This is a genomic window from uncultured Shewanella sp., assembly GCF_947491715.1.
In the GTDB taxonomy this organism is placed as follows: Bacteria; Pseudomonadota; Gammaproteobacteria; order Enterobacterales; family Shewanellaceae; genus Shewanella.
Genome location: NZ_CANLKR010000010.1, coordinates 36,519 through 60,784, shown reverse-complemented (window position 1 = coordinate 60,784; position 24,266 = coordinate 36,519). Strand labels below are relative to the sequence as shown.

Annotated in this window: 20 protein-coding genes; 5 read left to right on the top strand and 15 right to left on the bottom strand. The window is 36.2% G+C overall.

What is annotated here, in order from left to right:
• Nucleotides 1-106 precede the first annotated feature (106 nt).
• The 5 genes from surA to Q0779_RS09320 are packed head-to-tail and all read left to right on the top strand — an operon-like array spanning nucleotide 107 to nucleotide 4,476.
• Nucleotides 107-1,414, top strand: a complete 1,308-nt coding sequence (gene surA, locus Q0779_RS09340; protein ID WP_298771923.1) for a peptidylprolyl isomerase SurA — start codon at nucleotides 107-109, stop codon at nucleotides 1,412-1,414.
• A gap of 5 nt (nucleotides 1,415-1,419) precedes the next feature.
• Nucleotides 1,420-2,409 carry a 4-hydroxythreonine-4-phosphate dehydrogenase PdxA gene (gene pdxA, locus Q0779_RS09335; RefSeq protein ID WP_298771921.1) on the top strand — a complete coding sequence of 330 codons (990 nt, stop codon included), beginning with the start codon at nucleotides 1,420-1,422 and terminating at the stop codon, nucleotides 2,407-2,409.
• 8 nt (nucleotides 2,410-2,417) lie between these two features.
• On the top strand, nucleotides 2,418-3,221 hold the full coding sequence (rsmA, locus tag Q0779_RS09330) for a 16S rRNA (adenine(1518)-N(6)/adenine(1519)-N(6))-dimethyltransferase RsmA (RefSeq protein WP_298771919.1): 804 nt from the start codon (nucleotides 2,418-2,420) through the stop codon (nucleotides 3,219-3,221).
• A gap of 56 nt (nucleotides 3,222-3,277) precedes the next feature.
• Nucleotides 3,278-3,658, top strand: coding sequence for a Co2+/Mg2+ efflux protein ApaG (gene apaG / locus Q0779_RS09325; RefSeq protein WP_298772040.1), 381 nt, complete (start codon nucleotides 3,278-3,280; stop codon nucleotides 3,656-3,658).
• 2 nt (nucleotides 3,659-3,660) lie between these two features.
• Nucleotides 3,661-4,476, top strand: a complete 816-nt coding sequence (locus tag Q0779_RS09320; RefSeq protein ID WP_298771917.1) for a symmetrical bis(5'-nucleosyl)-tetraphosphatase — start codon at nucleotides 3,661-3,663, stop codon at nucleotides 4,474-4,476.
• Nucleotides 4,477-4,535: 59 nt separating this feature from the next.
• Here the strand turns inward: Q0779_RS09320 and Q0779_RS09315 are convergent, their stop codons facing one another.
• The 15 genes from Q0779_RS09315 to tssB form a co-directional block, all read right to left on the bottom strand.
• A complete protein-coding gene (locus tag Q0779_RS09315; protein WP_298771915.1) occupies nucleotides 4,536-5,333 on the bottom strand; it encodes a hypothetical protein in 798 nt (265 codons plus the stop codon).
• Between the two features lie 172 nt (nucleotides 5,334-5,505).
• The gene (locus Q0779_RS09310; RefSeq protein WP_298771913.1) at nucleotides 5,506-5,796 is read right to left on the bottom strand and encodes a PAAR domain-containing protein; all 291 of its coding nucleotides are present in this window, start codon (nucleotides 5,794-5,796) and stop codon (nucleotides 5,506-5,508) included.
• Between the two features lie 32 nt (nucleotides 5,797-5,828).
• Complete coding sequence (locus tag Q0779_RS09305) at nucleotides 5,829-7,841, bottom strand: type VI secretion system Vgr family protein (RefSeq protein WP_298771911.1); 2,013 nt, start codon at nucleotides 7,839-7,841, stop codon at nucleotides 5,829-5,831.
• Between the two features lie 46 nt (nucleotides 7,842-7,887).
• Nucleotides 7,888-11,187, bottom strand: coding sequence for a type VI secretion system membrane subunit TssM (gene tssM / locus Q0779_RS09300; protein ID WP_298771909.1), 3,300 nt, complete (start codon nucleotides 11,185-11,187; stop codon nucleotides 7,888-7,890).
• 94 nt (nucleotides 11,188-11,281) lie between these two features.
• A complete protein-coding gene (gene icmH, locus Q0779_RS09295; protein ID WP_298771907.1) occupies nucleotides 11,282-12,352 on the bottom strand; it encodes a type IVB secretion system protein IcmH/DotU in 1,071 nt (356 codons plus the stop codon).
• A gap of 11 nt (nucleotides 12,353-12,363) precedes the next feature.
• The gene (tssK, locus tag Q0779_RS09290; RefSeq protein WP_298771905.1) at nucleotides 12,364-13,692 is read right to left on the bottom strand and encodes a type VI secretion system baseplate subunit TssK; all 1,329 of its coding nucleotides are present in this window, start codon (nucleotides 13,690-13,692) and stop codon (nucleotides 12,364-12,366) included.
• Complete coding sequence (gene tssJ / locus Q0779_RS09285; protein WP_298771903.1) at nucleotides 13,693-14,166, bottom strand: type VI secretion system lipoprotein TssJ; 474 nt, start codon at nucleotides 14,164-14,166, stop codon at nucleotides 13,693-13,695.
• A 6-nt stretch (nucleotides 14,167-14,172) separates the two neighbouring features.
• Entirely contained in the window at nucleotides 14,173-15,216 is a 1,044-nt protein-coding gene (locus Q0779_RS09280) for an FHA domain-containing protein (protein WP_298771901.1), read from the bottom strand.
• A gap of 25 nt (nucleotides 15,217-15,241) precedes the next feature.
• Nucleotides 15,242-17,830, bottom strand: coding sequence for a type VI secretion system ATPase TssH (gene tssH / locus Q0779_RS09275; RefSeq protein ID WP_298771899.1), 2,589 nt, complete (start codon nucleotides 17,828-17,830; stop codon nucleotides 15,242-15,244).
• A gap of 4 nt (nucleotides 17,831-17,834) precedes the next feature.
• Nucleotides 17,835-18,743, bottom strand: a complete 909-nt coding sequence (locus Q0779_RS09270; RefSeq protein ID WP_298771897.1) for a type VI secretion system baseplate subunit TssG — start codon at nucleotides 18,741-18,743, stop codon at nucleotides 17,835-17,837.
• Nucleotides 18,737-20,524, bottom strand: coding sequence for a type VI secretion system baseplate subunit TssF (gene tssF, locus Q0779_RS09265; RefSeq protein WP_298771895.1), 1,788 nt, complete (start codon nucleotides 20,522-20,524; stop codon nucleotides 18,737-18,739). Before tssF ends, Q0779_RS09270 begins: the two co-directional genes overlap by 7 nt.
• Nucleotides 20,514-20,933 (bottom strand): hypothetical protein, encoded by a 420-nt coding sequence (locus Q0779_RS09260; RefSeq protein WP_298771893.1) that lies wholly within the window; start codon nucleotides 20,931-20,933, stop codon nucleotides 20,514-20,516. Before Q0779_RS09260 ends, tssF begins: the two co-directional genes overlap by 11 nt.
• Complete coding sequence (locus tag Q0779_RS09255) at nucleotides 20,933-22,252, bottom strand: type VI secretion system contractile sheath large subunit (RefSeq protein WP_298771891.1); 1,320 nt, start codon at nucleotides 22,250-22,252, stop codon at nucleotides 20,933-20,935. The genes Q0779_RS09260 and Q0779_RS09255 overlap by 1 nt, the downstream gene beginning before the upstream one ends.
• 41 nt (nucleotides 22,253-22,293) lie before the next feature.
• A complete protein-coding gene (gene tssC, locus Q0779_RS09250) occupies nucleotides 22,294-23,745 on the bottom strand; it encodes a type VI secretion system contractile sheath large subunit (RefSeq protein ID WP_298771889.1) in 1,452 nt (483 codons plus the stop codon).
• Nucleotides 23,742-24,251, bottom strand: a complete 510-nt coding sequence (tssB, locus tag Q0779_RS09245) for a type VI secretion system contractile sheath small subunit (RefSeq protein ID WP_298771887.1) — start codon at nucleotides 24,249-24,251, stop codon at nucleotides 23,742-23,744. Before tssB ends, tssC begins: the two co-directional genes overlap by 4 nt.
• Nucleotides 24,252-24,266: the final 15 nt, after the last annotated feature.

Genomic DNA, 24,266 nt, shown 5'->3' with positions numbered 1-24,266 from the left:
ATAATGAACCTCAACATGAACTCGTAGTCCAAACAGGATAGAAAAGATCATTTCAACGATAAAATGTATCGAAAATGACATTAACAAATGCCAAGGATTTTTGTGGATGAACACTTGTAAACGAGTAATTTTAGCTTTTTTTGCACTCATATTATTGAGTCAACATGTGATCGCAGCACCAACACCACTGGATAGAATCGCTGTACAGGTCAATCAAGGTGTGATTTTAGAAAGTGAAATCACAGACATGATGCACACAGTAAAAGATAATGCAAAAAAGAACAATCAATCACTTCCTTCAGATAACGCTTTGCGCACTCAAATTATTGAAAGACTGATTTTAACACGTCTACAAATGCAAATGGCTGAACGTATTGGATTGCATATTGGCGATCTGCAATTAGATCAAACCATTGCCAATATCGCTAAAGAGCAAAAGATAACTGTAGAACAAATGAAGCAGCAACTGGAAAGCGAAGGTACCTCTTTTGCCGAATATCGCGAGCAATTGCGTCAAGAAGTCACCATAGGTGAAATTCAACGTATTCAAGTCCAACGCCGTATTCAAGTCTCTCCACAAGAAATTAATGGCCTTGTTGAGTTGATTAAGCAACAAGGACTCAAAAATGTCGAGTTTCAAATCGGTCATATCCTTATTGATGTTCCCAATAATCCAACAAGCGAACAATTAAAAGAAGCCAGCAATCGCGCAGCAATCGTATTAAAGCGTCTCAAAGAGGGTGCCGACTTCAAACGCACAGCAATCGCATCCTCATCAGGCCCTAAGGCGCTAGAAGGTGGAATATGGGATTACATGAATATCAATGAGATGCCTACCTTATTTGCCGAAGTGGTCAAAGATGCCAAAAAAGGTGATATCATAGGACCCATTAAAAGCCCATCTGGTTTCCATATCATTAAAGTAATGGATGTCAGAGGCATGGAAACGAAAGAACTGGATGAAGTCAAGTCACGTCATATCCTAATCAAACCTTCACCGATTTTATCGGAAGAAAGAGCCAAAGCGATGCTGGAAAAATTCCTTGTCGAAATACGCTCAGGAAAAGCAAAGTTTGAAGATCTGGCAAGACAGTACTCAGAAGATCCTGGGTCGAGTGCAAAAGGCGGAGAATTAGGTTGGGCCGATCCTAAAATTTATGTCCCCGCTTTTGCTCAAGAGCTTGCGAGTTTAAAGGTCGGTGAAATAAGCGAGCCCTTCCGTTCCAGCCATGGCTGGCATATTGTTCAGTTGGAAAAACGACGAAAAACAGATGCGACCGATCAATTTAACACCAATCGTGCTCATCAACTTATTTTCCGTCGTAAATTTAACGAAGAGTTACAAAATTGGTTAGATGAAATGCGAGCTGAAGCTTACATTGAAGTCTTTGAACCTAAAAATAATCGAGGTTAATCATATTGACGATTAAGCGAATTGCTATCACCCCCGGTGAGCCTGCTGGGGTTGGACCAGAACTCGTTATTCAACTCGCTCAGCAGGCATGGCCTGCTGAGCTTGTTGTTTGTGCTGATCCCGAGTTGTTACTCAGCCGCGCTAAACAAATTGGTCTCCCGCTTCAATTACGGCCTTATCAACCAAAACTAGCCCCTAAAGCACAAGAAGCGGGCACCCTCACCATATCGCCTTTTACACTCAATGAGCCTTCACTTTGCGGTGAACTCAATGAAGCAAACAGCCATTATGTAGTTGACACCTTAAGTTACGCAGGTGAAAAAAATATGAATGGTGAGTTTGACGCCATCGTCACAGGCCCCGTTCATAAAGGCATTATTAATCAATCGGGTATATCATTTAGTGGCCATACTGAGTTTTTTGCCCATCAAGCTAACTGCCAAGATGTCGTCATGATGCTTTCTGCACCGGGATTACACGTGGCTTTAGTGACCACACATATCCCTTTAGCTTATGTCGCCAAAGCCATTACACGTGACCGTTTACATCAAATAATTAAAATATTACACCATGATCTCATTAAAAAGTTTGCCTTAAGCAGCCCTCGTATTTATGTTTGTGGGCTCAATCCTCATGCGGGTGAAGACGGTCATTTAGGTAGGGAAGAAATAGATATTATCATTCCAGCCTTAGATGAACTAAAAGAAGAAGGCATCGATATTGTTGGTCCACTGCCTGCAGACACCTTATTTCAAGCCAAATACTTAGATGATGCCGATGTGGTATTAGCCATGTATCACGATCAAGGTTTACCTGTGCTAAAATCCATGGGATTTGGCAATTCAGTGAATATCACTTTGGGGTTGCCATATATACGTACATCCGTTGATCATGGTACGGCCCTCGAGCTTGCAGGAACAGGAAAAGCCGATACTGGCAGTTTTATCTGCGCCCTTAACACCGCCATAGAGTTGGCTACAAAAACAAGTAAATAGCAAAATACATGAGTAATAAAGTACATTTAGGTCATACCGCGAGAAAACGTTTTGGACAAAACTTTTTAACCGATCAAAATATTATTAACAGCATTGTTGGCGCCATCGCTCCTGACAATGAGCATGTTATGGTCGAAATTGGTCCCGGTCTTGGTGCCTTAACGGAGCCCGTTGCTGACAGCATTGAAAAGCTCACCGTTGTTGAATTAGATAAAGATCTCGTCGAAAGGTTAAAAATACACCCAAGCCTCAAAGACAAACTCGATATTCATCAAGGTGACGCACTACAGTTTGACTTTAGTCAATTGGTTCAGAAAGATAAACAGTTAAAGGTCTTTGGTAACTTGCCTTATAATATCTCAACCCCATTGATGTTTCATTTGTTCGAATTTTCTCAATACATCAAAAACATGCATTTTATGCTGCAAAAAGAAGTGGTCTTGAGATTATCAGCCAGTCCAGGAACGAAAGCTTACGGACGCCTTACTGTTATGGCACAATATTTTTGCCAAGTCATGCCAGTACTTGAAGTGCCCCCCGGATGCTTTACCCCTGCTCCTAAGGTTGACTCTGCGGTTGTTAGATTAGTCCCATTTAAAACAAAACCTTACCCTTGTAAAGATGTTGAAGTACTTCGCCAACTTACCATGACAGCTTTTAATATGCGTAGAAAGACCTTAAGAAACAACTTAAAGCAACTCATTTCTGATGCGGATTTTGAATTATTAGGTATTGATCCAACTCGCCGACCAGAACAAATAAGTGTTCAAGAATATGTTGCTCTCGCCAATTTACTTTGCGATAAAAAGTAAGTGTTCTGAGGCGAACATTCGCCTCATTTTATAACCTGTATTTTTTGGGGGTAATGATGAGCACAAAAGGCTCCTCTATTAAAATAGAAGTGATGACAGAATATATTGAAGAACAATCCTCTCCGAGTGAGGACAAATATTTATTCAGTTATACAATAAAAATTACAAATTTGGCCAATACACCTGTCACATTAAAAAGCCGTTACTGGCATATTACTGATGGCAACGGACAGATTCACGAAGTTAATGGGGAAGGCGTTGTCGGCAAAACTCCCACCATTAATCCTCAAACTTCATATCAGTACACTAGCGGCACTATGCTAAAAACCCCAATGGGGTTAATGAAAGGCCATTATACGATGCAAGAAGATAATCATGTTGAATTTAATGCCAATATTCCTATTTTTCGTTTAGCCATTCCTGGCGTCATTCATTAACCATGGCGAACTACTATGTCGGGGATGTTCAAGGGTGTTTTGATGAGTTAACTCTGTTATTAAACAAAGTTAATTTTAATCCTTCTAAGGATACACTATGGCTAGTCGGTGATTTAATTGCTAGAGGACCAAAATCCTTAGCAGTATTAGAATATATAAAATCATTATCGGAAGCTGCTCAGTTCGTATTAGGTAACCATGAACTGCATTTTTTTGCTGTTCATGCAGGGTTGCATCAAGCCAACCCTCAAGATAATCTGAATGAATTACTCGCCGCAAACAACATCAATATACTGATTGACTGGCTACGAGAACACCCCTTATGCCATATCAATAGGCAACAACAGACCATTATGACCCATGCAGGCATACCGCCTATGTGGTCAACCGATACCTTAATCACCCAAGCTAACGCCATTAGTGAACGATTAACCTCACCCAATTATCTCAAACTCATTAAGAGTATGTACCGTAATGACATTAACCAATGGCATGACAGACTGACTCCAAATGAACAAGCTATTTATACCATTAATGCCCTCACCCGTATGCGATATCTCCATCCAGATTTACGGCTCAACTTCAGTGAAAAATCATCACCTCAACATAATAGCCAGACTGAGTTAACCCCATGGTTCACTCATCAATCAGCTTTACCACAAGACTATACACTCGTCTTTGGACATTGGGCCTCACTCATGGGAGACGTTACCAATGATCATTACATAGCCCTTGACACAGGGTGCTGCTGGGGAAATCATTTGACCTTATGGCATCAAGAGAGCAATGAACAGATCACCCAGAATAGCCTTGATTAATGATATGAATAACAACTTATCCTTAAGGATAAAAACACCTTAATAGTATAAACTTTGACCTAGATAAGATTAATTTTGTCTTTTATTGCAACCCAACCTGCCGGTTCATTAATAAGCGCATCAACTTTACAGTAATTAGGCTCACCAGAACGTATGGCTTGTCCAAATAGTTCTCTGACTATTCGCATTGCTGGCCCATCACCACCAAAAACCTTTGTTAGCTGATACTCTTGAAAAGCTCGCCAGTGTAATAATAACGCTGTTTGAGCAGCAATTTCTTTATGTCTAGCAGCCATAATGGCCCCAAAGGCTGCAGTACTCGCCCCAACAAGGCCACTTGCAAGAGCATTAGGAATACAATCAGACACAAGTTGCCCACCACGGGTAGCCGCTTTAATTTTTTTCATTAATAATACTACCGCACACAATTCAGTGAGGTATTCGCTTTTTTTAAAACCTTTGGAAATTTGTGATAAACGAGCAATATGCGCTAACGTTTTGGATGTTGCTCGAGTATGTCTCGCAATCCCTGTCGTATTGACTTGAGTGACCACAGAACCACCACTACCAATAAAAGAAACCAATCCACCGCCTATTGTTTTCCATCTACGATTCCTTAAATATTTCTTAGTTTTTGGAGAGTGATTACCAATAGCATCATGACCATGAGAAATAAACAGTGGGTTAGGTATTGAGGCAACTTTCTTACTTTCATACATATCAACACCAGAGGAAAGACCATCTTTTGTAATTGTAGCCCAATTGAAACCGCAAGCTTGATCAATAATGGCGCAGCCCACAGAAACAACTTCCATCTTGTTATTCCCTAAATGCCGCTTAAATTCATTTTTTGTCATGTCTATAACTCCATAACATACAATTGTAAAGTGAACAGAATTATAATTATAGAATATAAGTCTAATTATTCCATTATCACTGATGACAAAAGCACAAAAGCATTAGATGAATATGTCATCCTATATTTTCAATAAAATTAAAATAATAAGCGATAACAAACATGAAAATAAGCTAACCCCCGACGATTACGGTCGGACACCCCAAAACAATACTACCACCATGAGAAGTTGAGTCCCCCATTCTTGCCGCTGGCATACTACAAATCATTACTGTAGTACTGCCTGCAACTATGGTATCTGGCGGTCCAACACAAGTGCAAGATTGCCCTAAAACTGCAGCCGGTAATTTACCAATCAATACTGTAGCAGCACTCCCAGGTAAAACTGGACCCCCAACATGAGGAACTACACCCGTTACCATAGGGCAAACATGAAGATCGGTCGCTCTAGCAGCTAGCGTCATAGCTCACCCTCGTTTTTTACTCCAGTTTAATACTAATTAATAGTAGTCAAAGAACCGTTGATTTGCGCTATCCCACTTGAAGTCACCTTAGATGTCGCAGATCCATTAAGCTCAGCTGTCACTCCCTTAACCGTAACAGAGGCTTGACCTTCAACAGTCACACTTGCTCCTTTTAATTCAGCCGTTCCTGTCGCTTCAATGGAAATAGAAGGGGAGCTAATACTGATGCTTGAACTTGACATGCTGATTTCACTGCCACCACATGTCAACTTAATGGAACTTGAACCATCAAGGGTAATATTCGTTCCACTGTGTTCCATATCACTTGAAGCTTTAAAGCTTACATTCTCAGATGCACTTCCACTTATTGAAGCTGCCGATATCAACGATAAATCTTCTGTAGCATCAAGTTTCATCGTTTTAGTTGCCTTTATTGAATATGCATCTTCCGTTGAGACAGCAGCAGCCCCAGTAACCGTTTGGGTATAAGACTTATCAACTTGATGAGTTTCATCACCCTGTACTTGAGCACAACGATTATTTTTGACTAGTACATTGAAATCTTTTTCACTCTGTAAATAAATTTCTTCATTATCTTTATTATCATCAAAACGAAAAATATGCGCATTACTGGCACTGCCACTTGGCGTCGAGCGCGTCATCAAACCAAATTGTGTACTGGATTCAAAGGGGGGAGAACTTTTATTATCATACAAGGCCCCAATAATAGTAGGATTATCAGGGTTACCATCAATAAAACCCACTAAAACCTCATCTCCTATTCTTGGCGTAAACATCATACCAAATCCTTGGCCAATCATTGCTTGGGATACACGGATCCAGGCACTTGAATTTTCATCTAATTTCCCTTCTAGATCCCAATGAAATTGCACTTTAATACGATTTTGTGAATCACGATAAATTTCATTTCCACTCGGTCCTACTACTACAGCACTTTGAAGGCTATGTATATGAATAGCAGGTAAAGGAAAGTTCTTATATTCTATATCGATAGGTAACGCATTTATTTTGTTACTATAATGAACCTCTCCAACTGTTTCTGCACTAATATTATGATAACATTTAAGTATAATATAAGTTTGATTCAGAGTATTGTCTTCATGGCCCGAAAGCGTAAATTGCTTACCTCCCATCAATGAAACTAAATTAGAGGTCCCTATATACTTAACTGACTGGCAGTCAAAAGACTGAATAGCGAGTTTAGCTTTTTTCGAGCTTTCTGCGGTTGTTGCGGATCGACTCGGATAAATATAATAATCTTGTGTCACTTGAGCACAATCACTAGCAGAACTTTGCTCTCCACTATCAAGTGGAGAAACTAATGCCAATGAGTAATCACTCGTTCTTGCTTTACCTATAGAAGCTTGATAATGAGGTGACCATGTCTTAATACAATCAAATTTATTACCTGAACCAATTAAATATTCTGCTACCGCTGGCTCACATGAAGCAAAACCTTCATTATTATCACTAATAATAAGCTTACTTACGTCTGATTCATCTGAAAAATGATAATGCCAGCCAACTTCAGACATGATTCGGCAAATAAAACTGTAGTTCGATTCATTAAATTGAACACAGTACTCTCGAACTTCATCATCACCAATTAATTTGAATTCGAAACACCCAGAGTAATTCAACTCACTAAAGATAGTTGAAATAATACTTTGTGTAGTAACACTTTGAAAAATACGGCAATTGGAAGACTCTTTCAATAATTCAAACCAAGGCTTAGCTACCCATTCAAAACGATATACTCCAGTCACAAAATCATAGTCAATTAAATCATATGAATATAAACAGCTTAAATAAACAACTACATCACCATTGGTTTGGGTAAATGAAATTTTAATATCTGAACCAATTTTATCTGCAGTCATCGGCTCACTTGATACTAACACACCTTTACACTTGTTTCCTTCTCCCACAGTTTGGCTAACGGTAACATTTTCCAACGAAAAATCTTCGCTTTTATCTACAGTTAAGATTAAACGTCTATTGGCTATTTCTAATTCATTAGACATTTACTTTCCTTTTATAACATCAATTATTAATAGAGTGTTTATTATATCAATCTACCTCATGCATAGTTCTATATACTTGATTAACATTCAATTCATTGGGTAAGCTAAAACCATCAATAAGATTAAATATTAAATGAAGACGATCCTTACCTTTAACTTCAATATCGATCCTATACTTATCTAACTGATAGTTTAATAAATAATTTTTTGTAAAAGGGTTATAGCTAATAATTGAATCATTGAAAAACCTAAAGAGTGCCCAATCCCCCTCATAACTTCTTTCGGCTAATTTCATACCATTAAAGAAAAAGTTAGCTGACAAAGGAAAGTTATTCATGTCCATAGGCCAAGTCAATTTATTCCATAAACGTGGCCCCTGTTGATAGTTAAGTAAAATGCTTTCCGTCACTAGATCAAAACGCGTTGCAGAAGAAGACAGGTTACGAGGCTTAATACTTAACATTAATTCTAATTGATTATCAGGGTTATTGAATAACTCATTCGTTATCTGTAATCCTCGATTTATGTCTTTAAGCACTATAGTATTAAGTGGAAAACGAATGCCATCAGAAACAATTGGAGTAATTTTATCCCCGTCAGCAACCACAAATGAAGACAAATAAAATTGATAAAATGTATCCAATACGCCACCAAACTTAAAGAAATTCGCAAAACGAGTTAAGGTCACATCTTCTGAACTATTAACATTAAAAGGATAATATTGCCCTAATTCACGTTTAAAATTCCTGCCGATTTCGATTTCCCATTGGCGTTGAATATAACGATTAGCTTGATTAAATACTAATGACACAGACTGAGAGGAAAGAGACTCCCCCCAATGTGCTACAGATCTTGGTAAAGAAGCAGATTGCAATAGAAGTAATGCAATGGGATCAAGCTCATTGCCAATATGCGCTTTGGCAGATTCAAGCCAAGCAACACCTGGGATTGGAGCCTGTTCATTTTTAACAATAAAGTCATTTAATCCAATAAGTAACGATTGAAATTCTGCCAGTGACCCAGCAACAACAGACTTTTCATTAAAGGTATGAATAACATCGGAAAATGCATTATTGACAACCCGCTCAGGTTGATTGTGATCGTCATATTCATCATCCTCTGTTACATCTCTTGCTAATTTAGTATTTTCTCTAACTTGCTCCAAAAAAAGAATCAATGGACTTTGAACGGGATCTTTTAATAATGTTAACGCATCTCTGAAAGCGCTGCTATTTGAAAAGTGATTAATAGAAACATTCATCAACAAATCATTCCAATAATAGATATATTCACTGAAATATAATTCTCTTATTTTATTACTTAAGCTAATAATCTCTGAGGTTGTTGTCTCAGATTTGTCTCCATTGATATTTTTTATTTCGTATAACCTTTGCCTTATGATCTCAGAGTCTTCAGACAAGCTATCTTTAGAGCCCTCAAATCCTCTCTTTGTATAAAAATAAGGAATATGAGTCACTTTCGATTCACTTGGAAGAGTGAATATCGTATAAAAGCCTTGACCAACCGAGTCTGCAATATCAACAAGCTTCTTATTTTGTACTTCACTTTTTATACTGTTATAAATCAAACGGTAATATGGCACTCCACGCAACTGATTGTCAGCCAATTCAATTAATTCTGGATCAGGTGCAAGCCCGGTATAATCAAAACTAAATAGCTCTTCCATTTGCATTTTAAGTTGCCGACTTTGTTGGGGATTGAGATCAACATAATTATGAGATGCAAACATCAAATACTCAATAAGCTTATCTTTATCTAAATCAGAATAATCAAAAAACATCATATAATAATGCAATAATTCAAAAATCTCCCCAGAATTATTAAGCGCTATTTCAATGCGTAAATCATTTGCTGTAAACTCAATTAATAAAGGTAACAACATTAATTCTAATTGCATATTATATGAATATTTTAGCCCATTTTCTATATCATTATTTCCAATCAAATATAACATCCCTTTTGAAAAATTCTCCTTATGCGAGCTTTCATAAACCTGCCTTAACTCATCGAGTTGTGAAAGTATGACATGGAAATTTCCAAGTGTGGGTAGAGTTTCAGACATTTGTTCGGAGTATTGATTTATACTCACCGACATATTATCAGTAAAATCATCTTGCATATTCATATTACGATACTGGAAATAAACACTACCTAAGACAATGACCCCCAGTAAAATAAATAGGAAGACACGGTAATATTGATACCTTCTTTCTCTTTTTGGATTAACACCGACAAGCTGGGACTCAGGCAAAATAATCTTACCGACAAGATGCATTGAAAATAAGCTACGACCTTGTGTTTGGGAGAGTTTATGTTCATTAGACTTAAACCCCAAAGATTCCCCCACACCTTTTAGCAAAATATCCATTTTACGTTTAGCATCTCCCGCAGAAAACATATAGTACCCACGGTAAAAATAAATATCTCGTAAACGACTTTCAGCTAATAAAACGGAATAAAATCGTTGAATAGAGAGCTTAAGCAATTTTAGTTGAAAGGTCACAGCAACAATTGATGGCCAGTTTTCTGTTTTTTTACTGTCATTTAACTCTTTAGATTGTAAAAGACTAATTTCATGGACAGTACGACTAAACTCTTCTTCAAACCATTGTGCATCAAACTGGCTTTTACCATTCTTTTCTAACGGCATTAATGCACCAAAAGGCTGCTCAGCCTCTATTCCAGAGAAATTAGAAAAGTATTCACTGATATCACTGACTTCATCTAATGCATCAAATAAAGTGTAAACAGGCAAAATTAATCCCGTTTCAACATTAAAATGATTAATTGATCTTTGCAATCCCCGTGCTAAGACATCTCCGTCACTGTCCACTTCTTTATCATCTAAAATGGTTTTACATCGAGCAATAGTGATAATACCATTAGCAGCCTGACGCGGGCGATATTGATACAATAATTTAGCAAGAAAAATCAACAACGCTTCTTTTTCTTTTTCAGTATTAAAGATATCTTCTGTCAACTGAAAAATGAGTAATTCATCGTTACCCCAAACTCTAAATAACCTATCGGCCTCAACATCATCAGAATTTACATTATTCAAATTATTGAGATATAAAAAACGCTTCGCATCAACTCTTTTTCCTGCAAGTAAGATATACCAAGGTAAAGAATGAAGTAACTTAGCATTTTTATACTTACGACCATAAATTGTTTTCAGGGCACCTATAAACTGCCTTTCTATGAGCATCTTACCTCTTTGTATTTCAAGCTCTAATGGCGTTACTTCAACCTCCTCTTTAGTTGAGTTAAGGTAATAACCTATAATAAAAGCTGAAACAAGAACAATTCCCCCACCTAATACCATTAGCATTTCATTGCCTATTTCGACTCGATATAAATAAGCAATAATGACAACAATAAGCACAACCAATAACCAGGCAGCGAAGGCCCACCTCCATTTACTTGGCATGAATAAAGCTCTCCTTTTTATAATATCTTACTTTGCCAGACTGAGAATACCTTAAGTGAAGCAGATCATTTAAATGCTCACCTTGCTGATAAATCTTTCCGGCAAATAGATTAACGAACGCCTCTGTGCCTTTTGCTTGCAATTGCACATCAAAACCCGCAAGGATGAGATGTTTCATCAAGTTTTTCGCTTTGCCTATGTCCATAGGTTCGGGTAACTGCACATACCAGCCCGTTTGAGCAGGTTTAAAAGTAATATTGTTATCAATAAATGCATCATCTGAAAAATGTTGGTATACATTCTCTGCTTCTTCAACATCAGCCAAGTGCACAAATTGTCCTGACACACTCTCTACCCAACGCTCATAGAAAAAATAAGAAGTCGTTCCAACAGCAAGAAAGACAACTAAGGTTAAAGAAAGCCACAAACTATGCGCGATGAACTTAATCTGACTCTTGGGTTTGACCTTTTTAGTATTACTATTTAACTTTAATGGATTAAAACTTTTATAATTAAAAATAAAATCATATAGTTCTGAAGCATATTCATTCAATAAGTATTGCGACTCAAAACGATATTTACCCATAAAACCAATTTTAAGAAGAACAAACTGTAACTCAATAAAGTCAATTAATTTTTTAGGCTGAAACTTCGCCTTTTCCAATAAGTCAAAAAAAACTTCACCACCATTATTCTGATTGAAAAAGTGATTTAAAAGCGTCGCATTTTCCCATCCAGAACTTTTGCCCCAATTGCTATAAATAATGGCTTCGTCAACGGCAGCACAAACAATAAAGCACGCCTTATCTAATATACTAGGATGATAGTCTAGCAATACTCCTTTTCTTCTTATTACCATAATTTTATTTATCAGTTCTTGTCTATAAAAGGCAAGATCAGCTGGCCGTATTTGTCTAGGGATCGCTATTAATATAGCGATATACTCAACATATAAATCTAATAAAGCATTATCAGTATAAGGCAGCTCAACTTGTTTCACTTTGTCTTGCATTAAGATACTATCATTTTGCTCCAATGCATTACTATTATCTGACTCCATGATTTATTTCCCTAACGTATAAATATCAACTCTATCTCAAAATCAGCTATTTTTTCATTTAAATGCAATGCTATAGGCTCATCTTTTCTCACTATTTCTTGCCAGTAAGGGGAATCTGTATCTAATTCAAAATAAGCTTTATTTGCTCTTGACTTTAACTCATTGGGTGCAAAAGGTAGCACAGTCAGAGGAATACCCGACATAGAATTTCGTACCAGTTCTGCAATACGGTTATTGCCTCCCAACTTAGAAGAAGCAATAAACTGCTTACTTGTCTCTGCCATCCCCAAAGAACAACTAACAGCCAATAAAATGCGGCTTGAATTATACAACACAGAATCCATGACTTTAATACGTAAAAGCCTCCTTTTATCAAATAACGTGTTATCCCAATTTAGAATTGTCACACTGCTTTCTCTCCCCTGCCTGAGCAACACTTTCAAGTCACCAAACAACCGACTAAAAAGAGGAAACATATTGTGGCAATCAAAATCTTCGAAATGACTTAGAAATGTAGATTTTAAAGCAGAAAATTCTCCAACCATGGTACAAAGATAGTAGTACAAAATCTGAGGTGATACCTTGTTTTTGTTAAGCCAAACATAAACTTGAGGTGTCCATCTTGCAATGGTTTGCAGCATAATATAGTCAGATGCAACAATTTGATCTGCTTTAACACTATTATCTACGGAAAGCTTGTTCGCTAAATTTTGTCCATGACTTATAAGGTCAGCATGTATTTCTTTTAATGAAGTTAAAATATAATCAGATACACCAATTTGTAAGCAAGGTGGGATATAGGTCTGGTCTAAAATCACTCCGCCATCTATTTTCTTTTCTTTGATTCTGGCTATTTCAATGAGAGTATAATCTTCAAGATCTTCACCTTCGATTTTCAGGCTGATATTAAGAATGGATAATTCAATTTCTTCAGCTTCGGTACCTTGCCGGCTAGAATCAAAAATAGACTGCATCATTGCACGGTGACGGATCCCTGAACTTTCTTCAAATGTGACCTCTTGTATGCCTTGTCGATAAATAGGTAAAACTAAATAGATTAATTTGCCTACCGCATCGTCAGGAATATCGATAACCATCTCATAATCTGTATGGAATGGACTTCCATCAGGGAAAATGCCAGAAGAGTGCTTTACTCCAAACTTACCAATTTTAAGTAAATCAATATCAATATCAATATCGAATAGCCCTAAATCACTACTATGATTAAAGTGATGATAACTCTTTATATAAGACTCTAAATATCTCTCTTGTTGCTGAAAGTGCTGCGGGCTAATAAACATACCTTCAGACCAAACGACTTTTTTTATGTTTTCATTCATTTAATCGCCTTCCCTATCTAAAGTCATGCTCATCCTATTCACATTAAGAATGATATTGTTTTCTTCAAAAGGTTCTATTGAAATAATACCTTTAGGTATCGAATTATTAAAATCGGCATATTCAATAAAAACACCTAAATAGATAGTCTTATCATTCAAGGTGACATCATATTTAACTGTTTCACCAGGGATCAAACTAGGTAATGATTTTTTAGTTAACATTGAATTGCCTAAAGCAGACTTATCACTAGATAATAATGACATAAAACTGGCTGAATTAAACTCGGTGTTACTACTTAACTCATATAATCTCACCACAACCGGCGATGCCTCTCCTAGGAAATTAGGATTAATCTCTAGAGAAGGCTTAATTGTTAAATGTAACTCTGTTGGATCGTCCCCACCTAAACCTATTAGACTACACCCTGCTATAGTAGCAACAATAGCCAAATAAAATAATTTTCGTAATACCATACACCCTCACTGATCACAGAAGTAAGCCCAGAACTTTCGTTGAAATTCATTTGAATTCATCATTCTAAAAAAGTGAGAACTATATAATCCCCATAAGTCTTTTTTCTTTAATTTACGCCAACCTATATGACAGTCATTAAACATTGACTCTAAATATTCTGGTGATAACTCTTCTAAAAACCGCTGCATAGCCCCTTCTATTTTAACTTTCATCACATCGATATCAGTTAACTCCATCACCGCACAATGAGAATGGCTTCTTTCCTGAATATCTTGGTGCAAAGGCATCAAAGTCCCATGCCCATCACAGACCTCATTTGTCTTTAAAGGGTAAGTTTGAGAGGAATATACAGGTTCAATTTTCTTATCAAGACTATGTACAGTATGATGTGGAGTCTGATCAACAGCTCCCATAAAAGGATCGGGTTCCGCCGATCCAGAGGCTACAAATGAAGATGTTATCGAGTTATTTATTTTTATTTCTCTTTTTATAAAATCAAACTCTCTACGTTGATCAGCATACTGATGTTCTTCACTTTGTTGGCTAGCGACAAATGGTGCACTTTCGTGATTAAAATTTGATTCGTCAAAATCCGTAAAAGGATCATCATATAAGTCTAACGCTGAAGTATTACTCGAAAAAAGAGAGGAATGCTTATTGTTAGCCTCAATATTCCTATTTGAATTGGTCAAAACAGGAGCATTTGAAAAAGAACTACTCTCTTTAGAAGAAAAACAAGAAACAAGCAATCTGTACCCAGCGATATCTAATGTATCACCATCACTTAATAATAACTCGTTATGATATCCAAGCTTTTTCTCTGAACCATTAATATAAATACCCGATTGACTCATATCCGTAATAAAATATTTATCTCTTTCCTTTTTGATAACAGCATGTATAGGTATTACGTTAAAAGTACTATCTGACAATACTATTGTACTAGTTGAGTCGCTTCCTATACTCCCACCTTCTTCTGGAAGTGTAAAATTCAATCGAGTCAGTGTTTCTCCCTTAGGAGAAAAAATAACATGTAACGAAAGCACCATAAGAATCCCTTCATTTATTGATATGTTAATGAAGTGAAATAGTTAAAACTTCATTATAGTCAATTTTTACCACTTTAAATTTTTTCCCTTCAACTAATTTTTCAATACATGCAGTCGATAACTGGGGTAATATCTTCATTTGCACAATTTGTTCAATTGCTCTGGCACCCGTTTCAGGAGATTGATTTAACCCGATAAGATAATCATAAGCCTGCTGAGTAAAGTTCAACTCTGCTTCATATTGTGTTTTAATACGTTCAGCAATACGTGCAATAACCAGTTTCGCAATTTTAGTAAGCTCTATGGTTGTTAATGGATAATAGGGAACTGGCGTACAACGACCAAGAAAAGCAGGCTTAAAGTAACGCTGTATTTCATCATTGATTTCTAATAATATTTTTTCAATACTCGGAGTGTTATCTTCACATAGCTCACAAATCAATTTATCCGCAGCATTCGATGTCATGATAATCAAGGTATTTTTGAAACTAATATTGCGTCCTTCACTGTCATTAATACTACCTTTATCAAAAATTTGATAAAAAATATCATGTACACCAGGATGGGCCTTTTCCATCTCATCAAGTAACAATACCCCATAAGGCTTTTTACGCACAGCCTCAGTTAATACCCCACCTTTCCCATATCCAACATAACCAGCAGGGGCACCTAATAACATAGAAACCTTATGCTCTTCTTTAAACTCAGTCATGTTTAAGGTCGTTAAATATTGCTCTCCACCAAACAGCTGCTCAGCTAATGCCAAAGCCGTTTCAGTTTTCCCTACACCACTTGGGCCACACATTAAAAAGACCCCCATAGGTTTGCGAATATCGCTAAGGCCAGTCCTAGAGATGCGAATAGAATCAGCAATCGCTTTAATAGGGCCTAATTGGCCCACCACTCTTTTCGCGATATTGGTTTCCAAATGGATTAAACGTTCAACTTCATCCTCCAACATATTCCCTACAGGAATACCGGTCCATAACGCAATCACAGTAGCAATCGCTATATCATCAACAATGCCATGCACTAAAGGGTGATCCCCCTGAAGAGTTGATAATGATTGCCTTAATGTATTTAACTCATCAACTAATTGAGTATCTTTCTCCCCATTTAATGCTTTCAACTCTAAAGCTAATACTTCATCAGTTAATTTTTTTTCTTTTTTCCAACGAGTGTCCAATAAGTTCAGCTCATTGTTACTCTCTTTTATGTCATTTTCTAGTGCCTGAATACGTGCCTTGTGATCATTACCTAATGCGACTTCAGCTTCTAAAGCATTGAGTTCAGTTTGTAATTGAGATAAATGAACCTTCTCTGATTCAACTTGATGGGGCTCCGCCACTTGACTTAAGGCAATTCGAGCGCATGCTGTATCAAGCAAAGAAATAGCTTTATCTGGTAATTGTCTATCGGGTAAATATCGAACAGATAGCCCCACAGCAGCTTCTAATGCCTTATCGGAAATCCTCACTTTATGATGCTCAGACAGAGATACGGATGTCCCTCTTAATATTTGGATACTAATTTCTTCTGAAGGCTCATTAACAGAAATCAATTGAAAACGCCGAGTTAACGCAGCATCTTTCTCAAAGTATTTTTTATACTCAGCCCACGTTGTCGCAGCAAGTGTTTTAAAGTCCCCTCTGGCTAACGCTGGCTTTAATATATTCGCTGCATCATTTTGCCCTTCTTTCCCTCCGGCTCCAATAAGCGAGTGAGCTTCATCAATAAAAATAATAATTTTCTTTGTCGATGCTTTTACTTCATTAAGAATATCTTTTAATCGATTTTCAAATTCGCCTTTTATACTGGCCCCAGCCTGTAATAAAGCCAAATCAAGAGAATAAATCACAGTCCCCATTAGAACTGAAGGCACCATTTTATCTACAATACGACAAGCTAACCCCTCGACTATAGCCGTTTTTCCCACACCAGGCTCCCCCACCAATATGGGGTTATTTTGCTTTCTTCGACATAATATATCAATGGCCTTTCTTATTTCATCATGACGGCCTATCACTGGATCTAATTCACCATTTTCTGCTTCTTGAGTAATATTTTTACAATATTTTTCTAAGGCGGTATGTTGCTCTATTGACGCATTTCCGTCCGCTTTAACATTTGAAATCGAATGACCCGTTAGCTCAGATTTGGATTGGATCCAACTCAACGACACTTTTTTCATCAAGTCTTCAATCGATTGACAACCATAACAAAAAATACTACCAGTCGATAGTCGATTTATCCCAACCATAATAATATGGTAAGGGGTAATTTTTGATGAAGTTTGATTTATGGATGCGATTAACCAAGCATCCTTGATAAGTTCCACTAACTCAGAAGAGATACTGGGCGGGCTATCATTACCTTTAGGCATAGCCGATAAAGCCGTTTCCAACTCATTAAGCAATGGAAAAGGCTCCATACTAACGGATTCCAAAACCTCAATCCATATCGCACAACCTCGTTTTAATTGTTGAAAAAACCAATGTTCAACAGTGACAGTAAAATGTTGCCTAGACAGACAATCACCCGCTGCGGATTCTAAATCCTGCTTTAACTCTGGAGTGAGTTTAGAGATAAGCTCTGAAAGTTCTAATTTAACCATAGGTTTATTTCACTTTATAATAGATAAAATCTTCTTCACTCGCCATAAAACAAGAGTAACCTAACTTACTCGTGTCATTTTTTCCAAGTATTATTCTAGGCATAAATAATGCTTTCGTTTTTATAACAATACTAATTACAATAGGTGTAGCCATATATTCACTAATCACCATTTCAATTTTATCTTTTAACTTTATATCTGTCCTTAACTGTTGAAAGTTTTCTTCATTTTCTGCTTCTATTTCTACAACCATTTTGTTTCCAAAAATGACACAAGACTTTCCAAGAAGTAAACTAACACCTAGGTTAGAGTTTTCTACTCCAACTTTTGAACAAGTATCCGATACTAATGGAATATAATCAGGAACATCTGAATATATTTTAAACTTGATATCAAAGTAATCCTCTAAAATATTTTTAATCACTTTTGCATGACTACTTTTTAATGACATCACACCGCCGTACTGCGGTAAACTTCCACCAATTACCCCTAATAGACCAGAAAGATACCTCTTACCTTTTTTTGCACCTCTAATTTCTTCTTCATAGTTCAAAGCTAAATTATTCTTGCAAGATGATTTAAATAATAATTCGAAGTGCCTATTCTCAAATATATTGAAAAAATCAATCATTGAATCATCATCGTCAAAATATGTTCTTAATGTAAGAGAATAAAACATTTCTGGCAAAGTAAAGTAATAGCCAAGTAAACTCGGAAGGTTAACTTTTATAATCCAATTATTGTTTTTCTGAAAAACTATTTTTACCTCTCCATAAGAAAAATCACAAAACTGCCCAGAATAAGTTAATATTTTCCTATTTGAATAGTCTGAAGGCTCAATATTTTCCAAAAACCTTTTTACTTGAATATATTCATATTCATGCGGATTACCATTTAAAGGTGTAACTAACATCCAGCTCTCCACCCCATCCTTCTTGGACAGGAATAATATGTACCACTTATACCGACTAAATATATATCTAATTGAGTAAAACTATTGAAACTACAAAACCAAGAAAAGAAATAGTCTAGTAAATGGATTAATATAAAAACACCACCACTAGTTAATTCATCTGAGTTGATCTCTACATCTATACGACTTCCTTGGACATAGCAACTTTTATTATTTATTCTAGCCGGTGAAACAACACGCTCCATATTTAAGCTGACAATAGAGTTAATCCAAGTTTCATTCCTTGCTTTATCTTTTCTATTATAAATAGAAAGCATTCTTTTAAGTTCTATCAAAGGAGAATCACTTCCAAATATAACAGAAAGGTTCAAATTAAGATGTTGTAATAAATCCCAAGACACATTATCATTTAATACATTCATGATAGAAGCCGATGGTTTAGTCAAAAGATCAGGGCTAAAACTAAGTGTTATTGCACTGAGTGAAGTGATCTTAGACATCGTTGATATTAAGGAAACATCCTCACCCATCATAGCTTTAACTTTGATAGATAAAACTCTCTCTCTATCATCAATATTTTTTCCTTCATTACCGACTAAAGTAATTAAATTATAAAACTCTCCTATAATATCTACATCTTGCTCTAAAATATAATGTATTTCACTCTTACTATCATAATACTTATCTTCATAGAGTGCTGTGACTAATTCTCCCTTACCACTTGAAATATCCATTATCTCATCAACACAAAAAGTATGAATGTTACGATCTAAAACATCAGTTATTATTTTATTTCTTAAATTCTTTCCTGATATTCTAAGCGGCTCAGCTTCTAATGGATAAAGATTAACCAGAGGAACACAATTTAATTTAAAGCTTGAAACATTCAAAAACCGAGAAACACTTAACGGTATATTCTTACAATATATATAGAGAGAAAACTCACTCTCATGGCGCAATTTATTTTTTAATGATGAAATATCAATACTGATAAATCGATATTTATCCGTATAATTAAAAAATTCATTAATTGCACTTAATGCTCCATAGCCTTTTACAGGATAAGGTAATATATCGAGTTCATTTTCAATATTATATGGCTTAATACTCTCCTTGCTTATTTCTATTCCCTCCTCTAAAGTATCCGTTGACAATACAATACAATCTACTGAACTAAATAATACGTCATACAACCTATATGCATCCTGAATTTCACCATCCAAATAAAAAATTAATGAATCTCCCAACAAATTAAAAATTGGAACTTCACTTTCAAAGCTCCTCAATGTCAGCCTCATTAATGACTGAGAAAGATAGGCTTTATTCGGCTTATATTCATTAAAGGGTGCATCGAAAACATCAACCGATATTAACTCAATCGGATATAGCTCGACATCATAACAAGTACTGAAAGCTGTTTCCATCTTATCATCATTGATTCTAAATAAACTACCTTTAGGAATAAACTCTATCGAATTTGAAGCATCACCAATCGAAAACTCGACAATAGCATATGAAGGAATAGGACAAACCGATTGAGGAAAAAGCATCCTAAGAAGCTGGCGCACAAGTTTAGGGTAGTCATCATCTATTTTATTATTAACCCTTGCATTTAGGAGAGCAATACTTTCTATTAATCTTGATATGTCTGGATCTTCAATATTTGAACCATGAATATTCAAATTTCTAGCAAGCTCAGGATAACTAGATGCAAATTTAGATACATCACTTTTCAAATACATAAGCTCTTGTTCAAAAAAATAAAGAAATCTATGATGCAAAATAACTCTCCTGTATCCTTACATTTGCACTAACAACATCAACATTTGCTTTAGCGATGAAGTCCACCTCATCCCCCAAATACAAGTAATAACCTGAAATACTAAAAACCAATTCTTTATTATTTACATTACTCTCTACCAAAATCGAAAGAGACTTAATTCTTGGTTCAAAAAAATTTATTTTCTTGGTTAACTCCACCTTTGCCTTTGTTGCATCAAGAGCACTCATGTTTTTAGATAAATTTAAAAAACCCATAGTTCCTATTGAGTTCAACATTATACCTGATTGGATTTTAGGTACCCATACCGGAGGCCTAGAAGATAATAATGAAACCAAATTATTTAATATAGATTTTTTTATCTGTTCTTTTAAAGTTTCATTACTTAATAAAAACCTATGCAATAACATTATTCATCCTCTATCCCTACACCAGTTTGTATTTTCCAAAATCCTTTTATCGATTCTGATTGGTATTGAGGTGATAAACTAATATCACACCTATATGCCATCTCATTATCTACTTTATTTAATTTAATTTCAGCTGAGTAAAGTGGGTAAGTCGCCATAATATTATCATCACCATAGTCTATTGCACTCACATACTTTTCTATCCAAGCATTCAATTTAGACTCAATTTCTCCTAGTGTATAATGACTACCCACATACTCCCTAGCCAATAGCTTTATATAATGGCTAAATCGACACCCAATAAGGTTCGTCTGTAGCATTAAATTAACTTGATTCTTTTCTGGATCTGAAAATCCATTATAAACAGACTTATTACTAGTAATCATTCCCTGACCGGTTAAAAAACTACTTAGAATTGGTATTACACCTAGATTTGACCAAAAGCTATCATGACAAGATAGCAAACGGAACTTGGGTTGGATCCATTCTTTCTTGGCGCCAATCAATACTAATGCATCATCATCCCTTTTTGTCCCCCCTCTCAAAAATCCAAACCAAGATGTTCTTTCAAACTCATTTATTATACTTGCAATAAAAGCATAACTTGCTCCTCCCCATACCATAGAATTTTCATGATCGTCTTGATTAAAAACAAATCCTGTAAAATGGTTAATATAGGGATCTCGAAGCCGAAAAGGATTCATCACCAAGCCTAAAAAAATTGCTGAACTTTGACTCCTTAAAAGCCTCCACGAACTCAAGTCATCACTCTCATTTATCCTAATCAACCTATCATGATCAAATAAAAGTCTTTCTGGTGTTACCCCCCAAAATAAAGGGTTAATATCTAAAATAACAGGACATAGACCCACCTTCCCAATTTCAGATAATAACTGTAATGTATATAAATCATCAAAATCTGTTTCAATATACTCTTGATCTGATACATCATAATCAATAAGTAATACACCAAATGGATGGCCACCTAGTGTATTCAATTCATTATTAACTATCAATCGATATAACAATGTTCTTTTCACTTCAGATGCCAAGTTGAGATCTTTACTCAATTCATCCCAGTTTAAAGGTAAGACTTTTATAAGCACATTATTAGAATAAGAACGGGTGTCGATAACAAGCTGTAGAGCACGCCAAGATGATTCTAAATTTTTAAAATCTTTATGCTGTAAAATTAATGATAATTGTTCAGAACAAAGGCGATCTATCAAAGAAATAATTTTATTGGTTGTTACCTTTAATGAAACTAAAGCCTCATCTTCCAACTTTTTCTCATCAGCATCAACCAAGGTTTCTTCCATAAAATCGCCTTAATTTATTCGTTGCCCATTCATGCTCTTTTTTACTCTGGAATTTTAGCAACCATTCTTAAAGATGTAGTCAACTCTTCCATTTGTAACCAAGGGCAAAGATATGCAACAGCAGAATAACAGCCGGGGCGACCAACTTGCTCAACGACTGTCACCTTCGCTTCCTTCAATGGTGTTTTTGCCTTAGATTCGTTACCAATAGCATTAGGGTTAACATACTGGCCAATCCATAAGGATAGTTCTTTTTCAACATCAATGGGATCTAATGCTGAGCCAATTCTATCTCTTCCCATCACTTTTAAATAATGGGCAATACGGGAACTCGCCATAATATAAGGTAATCTGGCTGAAATCGCGGCATTCGCTGTCGCATCAGGATCAATATAAGTATTCGGTTTTTGAGTCGTTTGCGCCCCCATAAAGACACCATAATTACTGCCTTTATAATGCACTACTGGCAAGAAACCTAAATCACTCAGCTCTTTCTCTCTCTCATCGGTAATGGTTATTTGAGTCGGGCATTGCTGCACCGTATCACCAGATAGAGACAAATAAGTATAGTTAGGTAAATTCTCAACTTTACCCCCATTTTCAGCCCCGCGAATCGCAGTACACCAACCAGACTGCCTAAACGCTGTTGTCATGAGTAATCCCATCTCATAGCAAGCATTAGTCCAAGTAAAGTCCTGCATTCCCGAAGGTCTAGGTTCGCCTTTATCATCAAGTTCAAACTCTTGATAATTAAAGTCTTTAATTTTAGTTCCTCTATCCCCATAGGGCATACGAGTCATTGTTTGAGGCATAGTTAATGTCACATAGCGTGAATCTTCACTTTCTCTAAAAGCATTCCAACTGGCATATGCAGGCGAATCAAACCCAGCAGCAACAGGTTTACCCTCATAAAAAGTTTCAAATGTAGGAAAATCAAACATAGCAGGATTTGTCGCTGCAATAAAAGGAGAGTGAGAAGCCGCTGAAACCTCGCCAATATACCTGAGCAATGCTACATCTTCATCGCTGTAAGAAAAAAAGTAATCTCCTAGTAACAGACTAATGGGCTCACCACCAGCGGTACCATACTCTTCTTGATAAATCATATTAAAGAAACGACTGCGATCGATTGAGACCGCATCTTCAAATTGATCCAGTAATTCATCTTTCTTATAATCCACTATTCTTATTTTTAAATCTGGTCCTAAGTCAGATTCCTTAACCACTTTTTGCACGCCATTCCAAGACCCCTCTAGGCGTTGAAATTCTTCATTATGTAATACCTCAGTTAATTGCTTAGAAATTAACTCATCTATGGCACTAATAGCATTATCGACTGTAACAGTCAGGTTTTTATCCCAAGTGACCGTACCTTTGAATGACTCTTCAGTTAAAGTAGCGAGTAATGCTTTCGTATCATCGGCAGGTGTTTGACTCGTCATGGTCAAAGCTTGCTCTAAATAACTTTGATCTTCACTTTGCTCTTCACTCATTCTGCTTCTTCCTTATTCACGCCTAATTCTGATGCCAATGATTCAATGGCCTCATTACTCTGCAATATGTCTTTCAATAGTTTCTCAAAGTCACGAGAACGATCCGCCTTAGAGAGTAAAACTTTTAATTGATTACGAGTATCAACCAATTTTTTTAATGGCTCCACTTGATTAACGATATTTTCAGGAAGAAAATCTTTCATTGATTGAAACTTCAAGTTCACTTCAAACTGACTGTCATCATCAATCAGTTTATTATCGACTTTAAAAGATAATTGAGGATCAAAATCTTTCATCACACTATCAAAATTATCTTTATCTATCTGAGTAAACTCTCTGTCTTCAACAGGGTCTTTTTCATCATCAGGCCGGTGACCAGAATAAGGCCCCACCATACCAACAACAAAAGGCAGCTCCTTAGTAACAAGTGAACCATTGGTTTCGACGTCATAAGTAATACTCACTCTGTTTTTACTTATTCGTTTATGCTGAGAATTTAATCCCATATATCCTCCAAACAT

Coding starts and splice junctions, on each gene's coding strand:
- Q0779_RS09270 (WP_298771897.1), bottom strand. CDS start 18,743: ATGTTAGTTACACCTTTAAATGGTAATCCGCATGAATATGAATATATT.
- Q0779_RS09280 (WP_298771901.1), bottom strand. CDS start 15,216: ATGGTGCTTTCGTTACATGTTATTTTTTCTCCTAAGGGAGAAACACTG.
- icmH (WP_298771907.1), bottom strand. CDS start 12,352: ATGGAGTCAGATAATAGTAATGCATTGGAGCAAAATGATAGTATCTTA.
- Q0779_RS09260 (WP_298771893.1), bottom strand. CDS start 20,933: ATGTTATTGCATAGGTTTTTATTAAGTAATGAAACTTTAAAAGAACAG.
- apaG (WP_298772040.1), top strand. CDS start 3,278: ATGAGCACAAAAGGCTCCTCTATTAAAATAGAAGTGATGACAGAATAT.
- tssJ (WP_298771903.1), bottom strand. CDS start 14,166: ATGGTATTACGAAAATTATTTTATTTGGCTATTGTTGCTACTATAGCA.
- surA (WP_298771923.1), top strand. CDS start 107: ATGAACACTTGTAAACGAGTAATTTTAGCTTTTTTTGCACTCATATTA.
- tssH (WP_298771899.1), bottom strand. CDS start 17,830: ATGGTTAAATTAGAACTTTCAGAGCTTATCTCTAAACTCACTCCAGAG.
- Q0779_RS09305 (WP_298771911.1), bottom strand. CDS start 7,841: ATGTCTAATGAATTAGAAATAGCCAATAGACGTTTAATCTTAACTGTA.
- tssK (WP_298771905.1), bottom strand. CDS start 13,692: ATGAATGAAAACATAAAAAAAGTCGTTTGGTCTGAAGGTATGTTTATT.
- tssB (WP_298771887.1), bottom strand. CDS start 24,251: ATGGGATTAAATTCTCAGCATAAACGAATAAGTAAAAACAGAGTGAGT.
- tssC (WP_298771889.1), bottom strand. CDS start 23,745: ATGAGTGAAGAGCAAAGTGAAGATCAAAGTTATTTAGAGCAAGCTTTG.
- Q0779_RS09310 (WP_298771913.1), bottom strand. CDS start 5,796: ATGACGCTAGCTGCTAGAGCGACCGATCTTCATGTTTGCCCTATGGTA.
- Q0779_RS09315 (WP_298771915.1), bottom strand. CDS start 5,333: ATGACAAAAAATGAATTTAAGCGGCATTTAGGGAATAACAAGATGGAA.
- Q0779_RS09320 (WP_298771917.1), top strand. CDS start 3,661: ATGGCGAACTACTATGTCGGGGATGTTCAAGGGTGTTTTGATGAGTTA.
- Q0779_RS09255 (WP_298771891.1), bottom strand. CDS start 22,252: ATGGAAGAAACCTTGGTTGATGCTGATGAGAAAAAGTTGGAAGATGAG.
- rsmA (WP_298771919.1), top strand. CDS start 2,418: ATGAGTAATAAAGTACATTTAGGTCATACCGCGAGAAAACGTTTTGGA.
- tssM (WP_298771909.1), bottom strand. CDS start 11,187: ATGGTATTAGGTGGGGGAATTGTTCTTGTTTCAGCTTTTATTATAGGT.